Here is a 15901-nt window from a genome sequence, read left to right on the forward strand (position 1 = left end):
CAACGCAACCCAGGCCCGCGGTGATAGTAGTGGCGGACGCGAGGAGTCAGGAGGATTCGCCTACCCGGCCACAACGTGAGAACACATTCGTTGCCATATCCCCTGACAGCGCATGAACTGTCGATAATGAGTCTGCACCAACCCGTGGTACTTCTCGAATTCCTCAATGACGTCAGAGAAATCGTGGTGAAGGATGCTGCTCAAAACAGGAACGGATGCATGTAAATTGTCGCGGATTCTGTGAATCTGTGTTTGGTATTGGTGTCTGTTTGTGATGTAAAGAAGTAGAGGCTTATACCTTATCCAGCCTATGCACGCTCGATGAAATCTCTGCACCACCACACTGCTATCCGGTCTCACCGGCTGCAAACGTGGGGGGAGCACCCCGTGCAACAGGCCTTTGTATCTCAAGAAGCCGTCATGGAACGTATAGCAGGGGACTTTGAGGACTGTGAAATCTGAAAGACAGGCGCTCAGGAATGTATCCTCCCCTCGGCCTCCTGGCGGGTTATAGAATGGGGGCAGAGAACTGTCCTGATAGAAAGTCTTGAGATTCAGGCCCAGGTTAGACCCGGAAATGAACTTCAACCCGTTGACCTCGTCAACGACGTGTCGTCCACCGGACAGTGTTCTAGACTTTGCGTATTCGATTCCACCTTGATTCAGCCGCTTCACGATGACCTGCCAACTGACAATGTCGTTACTCACAGCCTTGATGAAGCGGCGAAAGGCCTTCCTGGTCGAATCACTTTTCAGGTCAAAGAAGGGGATAGGTGAGATGTACCCGCAATGATGACCGTGGGTTATGTTCGCCGCGTCGATGCTTTCAAGATGACTCCTGAGGGTATCCTGCCACGTCCAGAACACCCTGTCTTTCCTCTTAAACACCGCCAGAGGGTATTCATCATCATCCAAGAATAGCAGGTAATCCATCCTATGCTTCAGAGCGGTGTATAATACAACGTTTCTCCTCTTGGCATAACCCCTTCCAAATACAGCCTTGACCTCATCAAGTCCAAAGGTTCCTTGACTACTCAGACTGGTTATCTCACGTTCGATAGCTGCGTCGTCGATGAACGTCACCGAGTCAACTGTGTCAAGAACCTCCTCGTCGATCCTCCTGAAGACTTCCGGCCCGGCGCCAGCATAGTCAGTGTCGTAAGCTATGAAGAGGTTAAGACTGATTCGTGCTTTATCAAAGCATGGACTGTGCCGCCAACTATGCACGTAAGTCTTCAAGACTTCAGGGAAATGCCGTCTGCCGGTGACAAAACCTATGCCTACCTTAACCCTATCGTGCTGACTTGGCGCACTCTCCGTAGAAACGAACAAAATAGACTCCTCCTCAATTACGGTATTGGACAGATGTGACGATAACCTCCTGTTTTGGCTCCTCCAATACCATGCAGATGATCCATGTGGCGATAGGATAGCCCAAAGACGGAGCACAAAGACTTACCAGCAGGCAAGATTCTCCGTAACTTACTCGCAATCCGAGGACGTCAAAATTGCGGAATGGCGTTGCGGGATCTACGGCAGTTCACCGTTATTTCAAAAGCATACCAGATCCGGCGCTGCAATCCAAGTGCGGGTTCCGATTGACCCTGGCGCCTCTGAGGAAGCGGGCATTGTTTGACCTGGCTGAGGCCAAGACTGCCATTCTGGAGGAACTCGCTAATCTGGACGCAAGGCCATTACGGAAGATCAAGGGGAGCAGGAAACCCCGCAGTGAGTGGACCTGCAGGCGGGACCGCTGGTCGGGGCCGGCGTAGTCGGGGTCTTCGTTTTCGGCCTCGTGAACAGGCTTCTCATCGTGCGCGGCCTTGACCTCGCTCCTCACGGGCATAACTGAACCGATCGAGCGCGCGTTCATGTTCCTCAGGCCGGTTCTTCAGGTGCTGCACGCCGTCCTGTCGGGCCTGTCATTGGCGGTGTGCACCAAACCACTACTCTTGATCCCGGTCGGCCTGGTCTTCGGCATCGTTTATTACGTGGTCTTCCGTGCCGCGATACGCGCCCTCAATCTACCGACACCGGGACACCTGGATGAAGAAGGAGCAGACCTCAGCCCGGCAGAATTGAGGGGCACGACGACCGTCGCAGACCGGTAGTGTCCCGGGAGGGGAAACCGCGGGTTTCCCCTCCCACGAGAGACTGGCAGGGGTGGGAAACAAGCCAATGTCGGACAAAGCTATGCGAATGATCCAGGCCCTTGGCGGAAAGGCAAACATCGTAGCCCTGGACTCCTGCATCACGCGCCTCCGCCTCTCGCTGCGGGACACCGGAGTATGACGGTGGGCAGCCTGCTACACACCATCTCATTGAAGTCTCCGCTTACAGGCAAGGTGGTACCGCTGGACGCGGTGCCCGATCAGGTGTTCGCACAGAGAATGGTCGGTGACGGAGTAGCCGTCGACCCATCCGAGGGGCTGGTCGTGACCCCCGTCGACGCGCGGGTCGAAACCGTCTTCCCTTCGGGGCACGCCATTCTCCTGCGCACCCAATCGAACGTCACGATCCTCGTCCACATAGGCATCGGCTCGGTGAGGTTGGCATACGCATTCGAAAAGATGGTGGAGGCTGGGGCTGAGGTGAAGGAAGGGGACGTGCTGCTCAGGTTCGACCTGGAAGCCATCCGCAGGGAAGCCGAGTCCACCATGTCACCGGTCATCATCCTTGACCCACCGCCGGGCCTTTCACTCCGCCACACTGCTCCGTGTTTCGTAGAGGCCGGCAAAGATCCCTTGTTCAGCGTCGTGTTACCCGGTTCTTCACACGGACTCACTTGAGCATGGCATACTCAATCGCGGTGAGGGGAAAACGCCATACCTACCGGAGGATGGCGCTGTCCCCCACGAGGTGAGTGGACGCATCCGCTGGCGCGAAAGGCTTCGTCCCGATGTCGTTCACAAGCTGCTGGTACTTGGGCTCGACGATGTTCGCCGCGTGCTCCCTGCATTTCTTGGCCATGAGCAGTTCCCACGACAGGTGATTCCTGACGTAGTTCAACTCCCTGGTCGAGATGGGCTGACGAGATTCCGCGGACGAGACTCCGCGCTCACTCAATACCGTTCCATCTTCCGGTGCTTAGTCTGCCCAGGGCGGATCTCACCTAGAGGGGTGAACGAAAAAAGCGCCCGGCGTTATCGTTCCGCCGGGTGTCTCGAGCCGCCTCAGATGCCACCGGTGGCGCCCGGCGATGTGGATTTCGCCTGGGCCATTCTTTAGAACACCTTTTTCCGCTCGCAGAATTCCTGAACGTTTACCAGCGCCTCTCCAAACCGTTGGAAGTGCACGACCTCCCGCTCACGGAGAAACTGCAGGCCCTGCATGAGGTCCACGTCGTCGGTCAGGCGGATCAGGTGCTCATAGGTTGCCCGCGCCTTCTGCTCGGCAGCCATGTCCTCGTGCAGGTCCGCTACAGGGTCTCCATGGGCCTGGATGTACGCCGCGGTCCAGGGCACGCCGTTGGGGTCCGCAGGGAAGATGGCCTTATCGCGGATGGCGTAGTTCTTGTCGAGCCCCGCCGCCTTGATCTCGTCGATGCTGGCGTGCTCGAGTAGCTTGTAGACCATCGTGGCGATGACTTCGAGGTGGGCGAGCTCCTCGGTGCCGATGTCCGTGAGCAGACCGCGGGTCATCCCTGTGGGCATGGTGTAGCGCTGCGTCAGGTACCTCACGGCGGCCCCGAGCTCGCCGTCCGGCCCGCCGTATTGCGTTATGAGGAGCGCTGCCATCCTTGGGTCCGGTATCGAAACCCTCACTGGAATCTCCAGTTTCTTTTCATATACCCACATGTTTGCGCCTCACCTCCTAGTAGCAGATTTCCCAGGGCCACGGGTCCTCGATCCACCGCCAGGGGAACTGACGGTCGTGGCCGTGCCCTGCTGCCATCAATGGGCCGTAACGGCGATCGTATTCCATATGCAACATGTGAAGGGCGTGTGTCACCTCGTGGTAGTCGCACAGCGCCTTCTCGTCGCCGGGATGGGTGTCAAGGTAAAGGTTGAGGTCAATAGCGGTGAACTCGAGCTCCTGGATCCTCCTCAACATCTCCATGCGCTCGGGATTCAGCGGAATGCCCACGGCCATCCCCCTTCCATGCAAACGCTCTTCGCGTAAGGCCTGTACAACTCGGGAAAGATCGTTCCAGCGCACAGCGCTTCCGCAGGGCCGTAGGTGGGGCCGTAAACCTGGTACGGGACGTACGCTTCGCCAAGGCTTATCCTGCGCGGCAGCAGCTTCGGCACGCACTCGGGCGGGACCACCTCTACCTCCCCCGCCACGCGCCTCATATACATGGAAACCTCCCCCTTAACATAAATAGGCTCGCTCGTTTACATATATTCCGGAGGCGGGGCAAAGGTCACTGAACGCAGCATCTTATGGCAAAGCCCTTCTAATTGAATGGTGTTAACGCCCATCCTGGACGCAGCACGCAGACCTGCTACAGCCGTGGCAGGTTGGAGTTGTTGTGGCACAGACGCACGACTGGCGCGCTTCATATTGTGTAGGCTGAGGCGCGCTACTATCACATGCGCACGTTCCTACCGAGCTCACCTGGAACTGCTGGCGCCGGGGTTAAACTGATCCAGTAGCGCCGAGCGAAGAGCACCTTCGATTCTGTCCTTTGCAGGAGACTAGCGCCAAACATGGAATACTCGACGTGCCCTGTCAGAAGCTAAGCGGTTGAAGAGGCTCTTCGACCCCATTTACGAAGAATAGTGGTCGCTCGAGAAATTCCATGGATCAAACCTGCTACAAAAGTAGCAGGTTTCGCCTTCTCTAGGCCTACCGACAGTATTCGACGATTCGCGACACGAAAGGTGGCTCTCGAGCGGTGTCCGTAGTACTTGGAGTAAGAGATGTCGACGCCGGGGGAAGGCATGTCTGCGCGTTTCACTCGGGTAAGAACGACTTGCTGGAGCTTCTGGTGCCCTACTTCCTGGCCGGCCTCAGCAACGGAGAGCTCTGCATGTGGGTTATTTCGGAGGTGATCAATAGGGATGAGGCAATCAACTCGATCGAAAAGGCCGCGCTGAAGAAGGGCATCCGCATGGACAGGGACCAGATAGAAATACTCTCGTTTGAAGACTGGTACCTGCAGGATGGTGTCTTCCAGGCAGGCAGAGTGAAAAGGGCATGGAGAGAGAGGCTATCGCTCGCCTTGTCGAAGGGGTATCGTTGCCTCAGGATTACGGGTGATACCTCCTGGCTGGGCCCGGAAGACTGGGACAAATTCGTCAGGTATGAGGACGAGATCGGCCGCGAGTTCGCCACAGATCCACTCGTTGCCATGTGCACATACCCTCTTAACCGGGTCCCACGGCCGAATATCGATCAGGTGCTGGCAACCCATCAGTTTGGCGTCATCAAACGGTGCGGTGAATGGAACCTCCTGCGGGCGGCGGGTCCGGATCGTTGAGAATAACCCTGAGGTGCAGGGGCCAAGTATGAACCCGCTACCATGAATGACGAGGGCAATGGGTGTAGCCGGGTTATTCGTGGCCAGCAGTGCATTGAGCAACGCTGCAACCAAGGAGGGGCTGGTCTTGGAAACAGGTCCCGACAACATTGGCCACATGCCACGAGACAGGTCGTGTGCTCCCCCGGGAGCAACAGCTTGCCTGCAGCAACCTACCAGGGTGCTGTCACAACAGATTCTGCAGGCTCAGAAAATGGAGACTATCGGCCAGTTGGCAGGGGGACTGGCTCACGACCTAAACAACCAGTTGCTTGTAATTCGCGGGTGCATTGAACTATGCCGCCTGGAAAACCCGGAGGACAGTGTCTCCGGCCACCTTCTGAAGCAGGCCCGCATGGCCGCCGACAGAGCAGCGGGCTTGACCCGGCAAATCTTGTTGTTCACGCGGCAACAACCACAAGACAAAAGGATCGTCGATTTGAATGGAAACGTCAGAGAACTCCAGGCTATGCTTTCACGGCTGATGGGAGAAGATATCAGCCTGGTCCTCGATCTCTCGGATAGTCTCTGGCCGGTCAACGCAGACGCCACCAACATGGATCAAGTGATCACTAACCTGTTACTCAACGCGCGGGACGCCATGCCCCAGGGAGGCGTGATCACCGTGAAAACGGAGAACGTGACACTTGACGAGGTACCCTGCAGGTCTTCGCCCTGCGCCCGGGCGGGCCGCTACGTGCGTCTTACAGTAAGCGACACCGGCATCGGAATCCCCGAGGACGTCATGCCGCACATTTTCGAGCCGTTCTTTACTACAAAACCGACCGGGACGGGGTTGGGCCTCTCGGTCACCTATGGAATAGTCACCGCCCATGACGGCTGGATAGTCGCCAGGAGCACTCCGGGTAGAGGGAGCACGTTCGAGGTGTACTTACCCGCAGTCACATTCCCGGCGAACTACGTGTTTCACGGCGGCGGAGAGAACGCTTCCCCCAACACGCCTCAAGGCCACGGCGAGCATATCATTCTCGTTGAGGATGAGCCGAACGTCAGGGCGTTGACCGAGAAGGTTCTGCAGAGTGGTGGCTACGTGGTTCATTCGTGCGGGAGGATATCCGAAGCGGTTGAAGTCTCCAGGTCCCGGAACAGAGAGATCGATCTTGTCATAAGCGACGTCGTCTTGCCTGACGGCAACGGCCACGAATTCGCGTTGAGATTCGCCAGCGACTACCCGTCCGCCGCCATACTCCTCGTGAGTGGATATCCGGACAGCAGGGCGAAGTACGAGGAAATCGCCTGCTCGGGGTTGCCGTACCTCCAGAAGCCATACACGTTTGGCGATCTGTTGCGTAAGGTTGACGAGGTCCTCAAGAGAAGGCAAGGAGCCGGGCCCGGCGCGGAATTGCCGACAGCAGCCCGACCCGCGGGCCTTAAGGGATGCGCCGGAGAAGGTGATAAACAGGTCGGATAACGCTGGTGCCGATTGGCTCCGTAGATTGGAGTGTTCACGCCAACTTTACCTTCTGGACGCGATCCTTGCAGACGACTTTTTCCGCAAAGACACCGGTCGCCTTTCTTATAATGAACGAGGCCGGCTCCCACAGTCGTTAGACGTAGGTTACACTGGGTGTGTCATGCACTCCGGTGCAGAGCTACAAACGAGAGGGGAGCCGACAGAAGGTGGCGGTCGCGGATAGTGGCAGGGAACCCGCGCGTTACTGGGGCGAGATACCGCACCGGGTCGAGTACATACGTAAGTTGATAGAGCTTAGCTCGGTATCGAGCTTAACATAAGTCGCCCCGCGCGGTTTACATACACTTTTGACTACGAGCAACCTGCAGGTGAAAACAACATTATCGCGTCCGGTCTGTCGGCGGAAGCCGCACTGCTCGCGTCCATCCGTGGGCAGAAACCGCACCACCCGCGTCTGTCTGTGGGCAGTGACTACCATTGCCGCTGATTCGCCGGCAATGGCAACGCTTCCGGCGCAGCTCTGTCGGCAGTATTCACGCTTGCGCGAGCAGCACGCCGGATTTCGCCACACTCAGCCCCCGGCGCCCGGCCACCGAATCCACGCCGCGCGAGTCGAGGGCATCCAGAATCGCCTGCGCGACCCCCCCGCCGCGCGAGGCGGCGCCAGCCATCGGCGATGCGCTACTTGGCCGCCTCGATCTGTGGTGGAGTTGCCTGAGAACCCTAGGGTTATTACGGCGGGTCTCTGCGAGCGAATGAGTTCGCTGCTGCAGGAATTCACGGCGTCCGGCTAAATATCGTACGAAATCTGCGTGAAGACATGACCGCCGAAGGCGAGGGCCGCGAGTTTTTCCCCCTCCCACTTCCATGGAGTGTCCTCCAGGTTGACGAGCAGCACACCGGCAGCATACATCCGGAACCGCAGGCTCGCTCACGCCGCACTTGACCTGGCTCTCTCGCACAAGCGGATCCTGGACATTGCGATCGAGTATCGCTTTGCCATCCGCGGGCCGGGATCGAGACCCTCACGGGGATCTCCACAGGTCCTCCTCAGCGTCCCCGAGAATGGCGAGAGCAGCCGGGAACGGAGACAGCGCGCGGCACAGGACGCCGTGCATGTGCGCCATGAGTATCCCGTAGTTTACTATGGGGACTCCGGCATTGCGCGCCTGCAGCAGCCGGTAGAGCATCTCCCGCCTGTTCAACATGCAGGCGCCGCAGTGGACTATCAGCCTGTAGTCGCGCAGGTTCTGCGGGAGCCCGCCACCGCCGCTGACCACGTCGAACCGGAGTTCTCCGCCCGCCACCTGTCTCAGCCACCGCGGTATCTTCACGCGCCCGATGTCGTCTTCAACTGCGTGATGCGTACACGCCTCCGCGATCAGCACCCTGTCGCCCGGCCTCAGGTCCTTCACCACCTTTGCGCCCGCGACCAGGGTGTTCAGGTCGCCCTTGTACCGCGCGAACAGGATGGAAAACGAGGTGAAAAGCACGTCGGGAGGCGTGTCGGCCACAGCCTTCAGGAAGGCCGACGAGTCGCAGACCACCAGCCTGGGCTGGAGCCGGACGTTATCGATCACGTGCCTGAGTTCCCGCTCCTTGACCATCACGGCTACCGAGTCGTGCTCGAGCACGTCGCGGATGACCTGTTGCTGCGGCAGGATGAGCCTCCCTTTCGGCGCGGCCTTGTCTATGGGGATTACCAGGATGACCACGTCTCCCGCGCCGATGAGGTCGCCCACGATGGTGGGCAGCGTCCAGTCTCTGGGAGCCGTCTGTACGACCTTCAGCTTCAGTTCGTCTATCCCCTGGCCGTTCAACGCGCTAACGACGACCGCAGGGACGCCGAGTTCCGCCGTCCAGTCGCGACCCTCCGCCTGCGGGTATGCGTCCACTTTGTTAACCACTGCCAGGACTGCGGCGCCCTGTTCCCGCACCTTCGCAAGCACTGTGCGCTCGTACTCTCCGATGTCGCCGGCCGGGTCTATCACGAGGAGAGCCAGGTCCGTCCTGTTCAGCACGGACAGCGTCTTTTCGACGCGGAGCCTGCCCAGGTCGCCGGCGTCGTCCAGCCCGGCGGTGTCCACGATGGTAACGGGACCGAGGGGGTGCAGTTCCATGGCCTTCGCCACGGGGTCGGTAGTGGTGCCCGGGACATCGGACACGATGGCGACGTACTGGCCGGTAAGGGCGTTGATCAGGCTCGATTTGCCGGCGTTCCGCCGCCCGAATATGGATATATGCAGCCGCTCGCCTGCCGGCGTTGCGTTAAGACTCACGCGCGTCACCTCCGGTTTGACGCCCGCCACGAATTGTTGACTCCTGTCTGTCCTGCGGGGCTGCGGCGGAACCCGCAGGGATGCCGGGGCCGGTAGTCGCGCGACTCTCCCGGATGCGCTTTATATGCCGCGCCCCCGCAACACCCGGCGTCGTCAACTCCTGGGGCTGAAGTATGGCGTCGAGTTCCTCGGGAGTGAAAAACCCCTCTTCGCGGATCACATCTGTGACAGTCCTGCCCTCGCTCAGGGCCCTCCGCACCACCCCTGTGGCCCTGTCGTACCCGAGGTACGGCGCGAACGCGGTTATGACCCCGTAGCTCCTGTTCAGCAGATCCCGGCACCTCGCCTCGTCGGCCTCTATGCCCGCGACGCACCTTTCCGCGAGGAGCCGCGCCGCCCTGGCCATCATCTCGAGAGACTGGAGGAGGTCATGGGCGATGAGCGGCAGGAAGGCGTTGAGCTCGAGCTGCCCCGAGGCCGCCGCAATGTTGATCGCCGCGTCGTTCGCCATCACCTGGAAGGCAACCTGTGTGACCATTTCGGCCATTACGGGGTTGACTTTCCCCGGCATTATGGAAGATCCAGCCTGGACCTCCGGAAGCCTGATCTCGCCGAACCCCGCGTGCGGGCCCGACGAAAGAAGCCGGAGGTCGGCCGCTATCTTGGCGAGGTTCACGGCCGCAGCCTTGACGAACCCCGAGACCTCGACGAACACGTCCGCGTTCTGGGTGGCCTCGACCATGTTCTCGGCGCGCGCAAGGCCGAAGCCGGTGAGCTCGCGGAGGATCTCGATCACACGGAATATATACCGCCGGTCGGCATTGAGGCCGGTGCCTATCGCTGTGCCGCCGAGGTTCACCTGCCTCAGCCGTTCCTCGGCCTTGTACAGGCGCCACCAGTCGCGGGCCACCGCCTCCGCGTAAGCGCCGAACTCCTGCCCGAGCGTGATGGGCACCGCGTCCTGCATCTCCGTCCGCCCGATCTTCAAGACGGCGGCGAACTGCTTTTCCTTCGCCTGCAGCGCCCCCTGCAGGCAGGCCATGGCCTGGGCCATTTCCCTGACCAGCCTGATTGCAGCCACGCGCAGCGCGGTCGGGTAGACGTCGTTCGTGGACTGCCCTAGGTTCACGTGGTCCAGGGGGTGTACAAGGGTGTAGTCGCCCCTCCTCCCGCCCAGTATCTCGATGGCGCGGTTCGCTATCACCTCGTTGACGTTCATGTTGGTCGACGTACCCGCGCCGCCCTGGAAGGCGTCGACGACTATCTGGTCGTGGAACCGGTCCCCGGCCAGCTCGTCCGCGGCAAGCGCTATCGCCTGTCCAATGGTTGGGTTGAGGAGCCCGACCTCGACGTTGGCGATAGCCGCCGCCTTCTTCACCAGGGCCATCGCCCACACCAGCGCGGGGTGTGCGCGGATGCCGGAGACCGCGAAGTTGGCCATCGCCCGCGCTGTGTGGATGCCGTAATAGGCGTCCGCAGCCACAGGCATCTCCCCCAGCAGGTCCTTCTCGATCCTCGTCTCAACACAGTTTCCGGTTCTCATCTCGCCGTCGTTCACGTGCTATTCGCCCCCGCCTGACTGGTCCTCAGAAGTACAGGTCCCGCCGGCCTGCCTCGATCAACTTGAGCCTGCGCTCCGTCTCCCGGCGGACGTTCTCGTTGGGGATGGCGGCCATGTGTTCCCTGATGGCCTGCTCCCCGACATTCTTCGTTTCCTCGGAAGCGTAGTCGATGAGGAATTCCTTGAAGGTGAGGATCGCGTTCGGCGCGCAGACGTTCTGGATCTCGCCGGTCCTGGCGAGCGCCATGAACCTGTCGCCGGTGCGCCCCTGGCGGTAGCAGGCAGTGCAGTAGCTCGGGATGTACCCTGACGCTGCCACGCTCCGGATTATCTCGTCCGGGCTCCGCCTGTCCTCCACGTTGAACTGGGCGGTCTGCGAACCGGCTTCGCTCCCGCCCGTGCGCCCGCCGGTTCGCCCGCACGTCTCCGCGCTGTAACCCCCCACCCCAGTGCAGGAACCCGCGCTGATCTGTGAGATGCCCGTGGCTATGACCTGGTCCCTGAACTCGGGCTTTTCACGCGTGGAGAGGATCATCCCTGTGTACGGCACCGCCAGGCGCAATACCGCGACGATCCGCCTGAACTCATCGTCGCCCACGATGCAGGGGAACTCGGAGGCGTCGACCCCGAGGGCGGGCCTCAGCCTGGGCACCGAGATCGTGTGCGGGCCGACCCCGAATTCCTTCTCGAGGTGCGCCGCGTGTTCGAGCAGGCCGAGTACCTCGAAGCGGTAGTCGGACAGCCCGAACAGGACGCCAAGCCCCACATCGTCTATGCCCGCCTCCATAGCCCTGTCGTGCGCCGTTGTATGCCAATCGTAGTCCTGCTTGGGGCCGGAATGGACGTCGCGGTACGTGGCACGGTGGTAAGTCTCCTGGAACAGGACGTACGTCCCGATCTTCGCGTCCTTCAGGCGGCGGTAGTCGTCCACCGTGGTTGCCGCGATGTTGACGTTAACGCGCCTGATGTTGCCGTTCTCGTTCCAGGTCTCGTAGATGGTCCTGATGACGTCCACAACGTAGTCGATGGGGCAGTTCACGGGGTCTTCCCCGCACTCCAGCGCCAGCCGCTTGTGGCCCATGGCTTCGAGGATCCTGACCTCCTCCGTTACCTCTTCGAGGGTCAGCCGCCTGCGGGGGAAGCGGTTGTCGCGCCGGTACCCGCAGTACCTGCAATTGTTGACGCAGAAGTCGCTGACGTAGAGTGGGGCAAAGAGGACGAGGCGCTTCCCGTATATCTTCTCCTTAATCTCGCGGGCGGCCGCGTACATCTCCCCCAGCCACCCGGCGTCGGTCACCTGGAGGAGGGAGGCGGCGTCCTCTTCCGGAATGCCCTTCGCCTCCCTCGCCCTTGCGATTATCTCGTCGAACCTCCCCCTGGACGGGGCCTTCGCCGTCTCCAGAATGCGGTCTATTCTCTCCTCATCGATGAACTCAGCGGTCCTGGTAATCTTCCGGGACATACCGCGCACCTCCGGTTTTCTCTTCACGTCTTCTCCCACTCCAACCGTACCCGCCGGCCATGGTCAGCCCGATCCCTGCAACCAGCCGGTTGAGCCTGTTGAACGATTCCCGGGGTTCCTCCGTAGACCCGGCCTTGCCGGGGTAGATCTCGTAATCCGGCCTGTAGCGCTGTGGCGTGATGTTCGGCATGATCACGTTAGCGCCGCACCGTAGCGCCTCCGCCCGGTAAAGCGGCCCCAGGGTCCCGAGCGCGGTCGTCGCCGGGATGTTGGCCCACGGGAGGTACAGCCGCATGATAGCGATGACCTTGAGGCTCAGCTCGGCTGAGCCGGCCGGCAGACTGCCCAGAGGGGTATCACCGTGGGGTATGAAGGGGCCCGCCGACGCCATGTCGACTTCCAGGCCTCGAAGCAGCAGGACGTCTCCGGCGATGGAGTCGAGCGTCTGCCCTGGAAGACCGACGATGATACCGGAGCCCACCTCGTAGCCGAGTCCGCGCAGCCATTCAAGGCACCTGAGCCTGTCCTTCAAAGCACAGCCGGGCTTCATCAAGGCGAACAGCGCGTCGTCCGAGGTCTCGAATTTGAGGAGGTACCTGTCTGCCCCCGCATCCCTCCATGCCCGGTACTCCCGTTTGGGCCTGACCCCAACGGACAATGTGATCGCCACGCCGGCCCTATGCTTAATTGACGAGATGATCCCTGCAAGAACGTCCGTTGTAAACCACGGGTCCTCGCCGCTCTGGAGCACCACGGTCCTGAGCCCGAGGCGCGACCCGGCGACAGCCGCCTCGACGATTTCCTCCGGCGTCATCCTGTACCGCCTGACGCGTGTATTGCTGCGCCTCAGGCCGCAGTAGAGGCAGTCCTGCTGGCAGTGGTTCGAAAATTCTATGATCCCCCTGAAATGGACGACATCCCCTCTCTCCGAAGAACGGACCCGATCCGCTGCGGCCAACAGGCGGTCCCGCTCGTCCGCGGCGCCGGACAGCATCCGCATTACCTGAGCAAGTTCGGTAGGCAGGTCCAGTGCAGCCTCCACAACACAGTCACCTCCAGCGCGGCTTCGAGATTATCCCCGGGCGCAGAGCCCCACCGCGGGCCCCGGGCGCAGATCCCTATTCCGGTCCCGGTGCAGGCGCCCATCACTTGGCGGTCAGCGTGCTCCTCACCACGACGCCGGGAATGGACCCGAGCTTGCCGGTCAACGCCCCTACCTCGTCACTGGTCCCATCCACGATGAGGGCGATCACGGCGACGTCGCGCTCCTTGTACGGCAGGCCCATCCGCCCGACGATGATGTCACCGTGCTTGCTCAGGATGTCCTGGACCCTGGAAGCCACCCTGACCCTGTCCTCGACCACGATCCCGACCACGCCTATCCGCTTGTCCTGCTGTCTCACCGCACCCGGTTCGCTCATTGCGCTTCCCCCGTTCCTGCTGTTCTCGCCTGCAGGCGGCTCAGGCTTCATCCCGGCCGCAACAACCGACGGCCCCCTTTGGGACCGCAAAACGAAACCCACCGGGAAATGCCCGGTGGGCGGTACTGTCGCCAGTGTTTCCTGGGCGTCGTCTCAAGTCCTGCCACAACGCCCCCGCTACCAGGTATTCCCCTCTCCTCAGGTATCCTTTCAGGCAACCCCTCGGTTCAGGTACCCCGGTATAACCCTCCCGTTCCCCTGCCTCCGCGGACTGAGTCGCGACGGCAAGCGCACGGTCAGGTATTTGTCGTTCCAGTTCTGATTGTAGCACGTGATGCTCGTCACAATCAACCGGTTGCGTCTCCCGTTGTGTCTCGCGTATCGTCGAGGCCGGCTTCATTCCCCGCCCATTACAGGCAACTCTCCGGTGTCGAGGAAAATCACCCATGTATCGAGTACTCGCCGCTCAAGCGAGTGTATCCCGGCGTCATGTGAATTGTCAGAACCGCCCGGAACGGAATATGGCCAGCAGCAGCCACCCACCCATTACCACGGCCAGGACGAAACCGATTTCCAGGAAGGGCAGTCTTATCCATAAGAAACCCTCCCCGGTTCCCGCAGCCAGGGCGGACGCCACCACAAGCCCTGCGATGACGATGGAGAAACCAAGGAGTGCGACACTGAAGGACAACTTATTGCCGATCCGGTCGAGGCGGGAAAGGGTCTCCCTTAGCTCAGCGTGTTCCAGCCTTAGAGTCAACCGGCCATCCTCAATCTGCTCCAAAACGCGGTCCATCCGCCTGGGTAGCCCGAAAAAGATGTCGCCAACTTCCCAGGCGTACTCTCCGAACTCCTTCCACAGATGCTGTAACCTATCCCGCATCAGGCGGCGGCCGAAGGGCTCGGCCACCTCCACGATGCTGAAGGCCGGGTCTAGCTCCGCCACGATTCCTTCCAGGGTAATCAGCGCCTTGGCTACCAGGCCGAATTCGGTCGGGATGCGGATGCGGTACTTGAAGGCGAGGTCCAGGATCTCCCCGACGGCCTCGCCCAGTTTCACCTGGCTCAGCGACACCTCGTAATAGCGCTCCCGGACGCGATCAACGTCCCGGCGCAATCCCTCCATGTCCACTTCCCGGCCAATGACGCCCATCTCCGCCACCGCCCGGGCGATTTGCCCGCTGTTCCGCCTGACCAGTCCCAGCACCAGTCGGACCAATTGCCGCTGGCGCTCTTCGCTCAAGCGGCCCACCATACCGAAATCCATCAAAGCGATCGTTTCCCCCGGCAGCACAGCAATGTTCCCGGGGTGGGGGTCAGCGTGAAAGTAGCCATCTACCAGGATTTGCTGCAAGATCACCCTGCTGAGGTTGTGGGCAATTCTCTTGAGGTCCTTACCTTGCTGCTTTAACCGGGCGATGTCCCCCACCTTCACCCCCGCCACGTACTCCATGGTGAGTACCCTGGACGTCGAATCTTCCCAGTACACCTTGGGAATGTATACGGTATCTTCGCCCGCGAAGTTTTGCCGGAAGCGCTCGGCATTGCGTCCCTCCGCCAGGTAGTCCATTTCCTGTAAGAGCGTACGGTGGAATTCCTCTACCAGATCCCCCACCCTGTACAGTTGCCCCCAGGTCGTGCGTTTCTCCGCCAGTTGAGCAATCGCGTGAAGGATCTCCAAATCAACCGCGATGATCCCTTCGATCCCCGGGCGCTGGATCTTCACCACTGCCTCTTCGCCGGTGTGGAGCCGGGCACGATGCACCTGCCCGATGGAGGCCGCGGCCAGAGGCTCGGGATCGAAATGAAGGAAGATCTCCGCCAGGGGCCGGCCCAATTCGTGCTCGATCACAGCCTGGACTTGCATGAAAGGAAAGGGGGGGACCTGGTCCAGCAGTTTGGCCAGTTCGCAGCGGATGTCCTTCGGCAGCAGGTCAGGCCGGGTGCTGAGCATCTGGCCCATCTTGACGAAAGTGGGTCCCAATTCCTCCAGCACCCGGCGTACACGCTCTCCGCGGGTAGGCGGCGGTTGGGCCTCCTCCAACCCCTGCGGCGATCTCCGCCTGTAGGAAGCAAGGTATTCAGTTAACCCCAGATGCCCCAGCAGGTAACCGAAACCGTGGTGAACCAGCACCCGTGCTACTGTCCGGAATCGCCGCGCATGCCGGTACCGTCTGGCGATGGCCATGTTATGCTCCTTGGATTGGGTTTCCTATTCGTCCGCCAGTTTTTCCGCCGCTTCCGCGCTCATCCGCTATCTCCAACATCCCCAAATATCT

At 60.7% G+C, this 15901-nt stretch carries 16 protein-coding genes; 5 read left to right on the top strand and 11 right to left on the bottom strand.

Annotated features, from left to right (window positions below; translation table 11 throughout):
- Positions 1-60: 60 nt before the first annotated feature.
- On the bottom strand, positions 61-1332 hold the full coding sequence (locus tag HPY55_06130; protein NPV70207.1) for a hypothetical protein: 1272 nt from the start codon (positions 1330-1332) through the stop codon (positions 61-63).
- 491 nt (positions 1333-1823) lie between these two features.
- Here HPY55_06130 and HPY55_06135 point away from each other — a divergent pair, with 491 nt between their 5' ends.
- From HPY55_06135 to HPY55_06145, 3 genes are all read left to right on the top strand, one after another.
- The gene (locus HPY55_06135; GenBank protein ID NPV70208.1) at positions 1824-2111 is read left to right on the top strand and encodes a hypothetical protein; all 288 of its coding nucleotides are present in this window, start codon (positions 1824-1826) and stop codon (positions 2109-2111) included.
- Positions 2112-2178: 67 nt separating this feature from the next.
- Positions 2179-2292: a PTS transporter subunit EIIB gene (locus HPY55_06140; protein ID NPV70209.1), complete on the top strand. Its 114-nt coding sequence runs from the start codon at positions 2179-2181 to the stop codon at positions 2290-2292.
- Between the two features lie 2 nt (positions 2293-2294).
- On the top strand, positions 2295-2789 hold the full coding sequence (locus tag HPY55_06145) for a PTS glucose transporter subunit IIA (protein ID NPV70210.1): 495 nt from the start codon (positions 2295-2297) through the stop codon (positions 2787-2789).
- 40 nt (positions 2790-2829) lie between these two features.
- On the opposite strand, the gene HPY55_06150 is transcribed toward HPY55_06145, so the two are convergent.
- From HPY55_06150 to HPY55_06165, 4 genes are all read right to left on the bottom strand, one after another.
- Positions 2830-3066 (bottom strand): hypothetical protein, encoded by a 237-nt coding sequence (locus tag HPY55_06150; GenBank protein ID NPV70211.1) that lies wholly within the window; start codon positions 3064-3066, stop codon positions 2830-2832.
- A 158-nt stretch (positions 3067-3224) separates the two neighbouring features.
- Positions 3225-3797 (bottom strand): manganese catalase family protein, encoded by a 573-nt coding sequence (locus tag HPY55_06155; protein ID NPV70212.1) that lies wholly within the window; start codon positions 3795-3797, stop codon positions 3225-3227.
- Between the two features lie 16 nt (positions 3798-3813).
- Positions 3814-4074, bottom strand: a complete 261-nt coding sequence (locus HPY55_06160; protein NPV70213.1) for a spore coat protein CotJB — start codon at positions 4072-4074, stop codon at positions 3814-3816.
- Entirely contained in the window at positions 4071-4301 is a 231-nt protein-coding gene (locus HPY55_06165) for a spore coat associated protein CotJA (protein NPV70214.1), read from the bottom strand. The genes HPY55_06160 and HPY55_06165 overlap by 4 nt, the downstream gene beginning before the upstream one ends.
- A gap of 539 nt (positions 4302-4840) precedes the next feature.
- On the opposite strand from HPY55_06165, the gene HPY55_06170 reads away from it, so the two are divergent.
- Positions 4841-5425, top strand: a complete 585-nt coding sequence (locus HPY55_06170; protein ID NPV70215.1) for a hypothetical protein — start codon at positions 4841-4843, stop codon at positions 5423-5425.
- A gap of 127 nt (positions 5426-5552) precedes the next feature.
- Complete coding sequence (locus HPY55_06175) at positions 5553-6896, top strand: response regulator (protein NPV70216.1); 1344 nt, start codon at positions 5553-5555, stop codon at positions 6894-6896.
- 1028 nt (positions 6897-7924) lie between these two features.
- Here HPY55_06175 and hydF read toward each other — a convergent pair.
- The 6 genes from hydF to HPY55_06205 form a co-directional block, all read right to left on the bottom strand.
- Positions 7925-9178, bottom strand: a complete 1254-nt coding sequence (gene hydF, locus HPY55_06180; GenBank protein NPV70217.1) for a [FeFe] hydrogenase H-cluster maturation GTPase HydF — start codon at positions 9176-9178, stop codon at positions 7925-7927.
- Positions 9168-10721, bottom strand: coding sequence for an aspartate ammonia-lyase (locus HPY55_06185; GenBank protein NPV70218.1), 1554 nt, complete (start codon positions 10719-10721; stop codon positions 9168-9170). Before HPY55_06185 ends, hydF begins: the two co-directional genes overlap by 11 nt.
- A gap of 43 nt (positions 10722-10764) precedes the next feature.
- Positions 10765-12201 carry a [FeFe] hydrogenase H-cluster radical SAM maturase HydG gene (hydG, locus tag HPY55_06190; GenBank protein ID NPV70219.1) on the bottom strand — a complete coding sequence of 479 codons (1437 nt, stop codon included), beginning with the start codon at positions 12199-12201 and terminating at the stop codon, positions 10765-10767.
- Positions 12173-13201: a [FeFe] hydrogenase H-cluster radical SAM maturase HydE gene (hydE, locus tag HPY55_06195; protein NPV70220.1), complete on the bottom strand. Its 1029-nt coding sequence runs from the start codon at positions 13199-13201 to the stop codon at positions 12173-12175. The genes hydG and hydE overlap by 29 nt, the downstream gene beginning before the upstream one ends.
- 145 nt (positions 13202-13346) lie before the next feature.
- Positions 13347-13622: a CopG family transcriptional regulator gene (locus tag HPY55_06200; GenBank protein ID NPV70221.1), complete on the bottom strand. Its 276-nt coding sequence runs from the start codon at positions 13620-13622 to the stop codon at positions 13347-13349.
- 499 nt (positions 13623-14121) lie between these two features.
- Entirely contained in the window at positions 14122-15810 is a 1689-nt protein-coding gene (locus HPY55_06205; GenBank protein ID NPV70222.1) for an AarF/ABC1/UbiB kinase family protein, read from the bottom strand.
- Positions 15811-15901 lie beyond the last annotated feature (91 nt).

This window comes from Bacillota bacterium, assembly GCA_013178305.1.
Lineage (GTDB): Bacteria > Bacillota > Sulfobacillia > JABLXB01 > JABLXB01 > JABLXB01.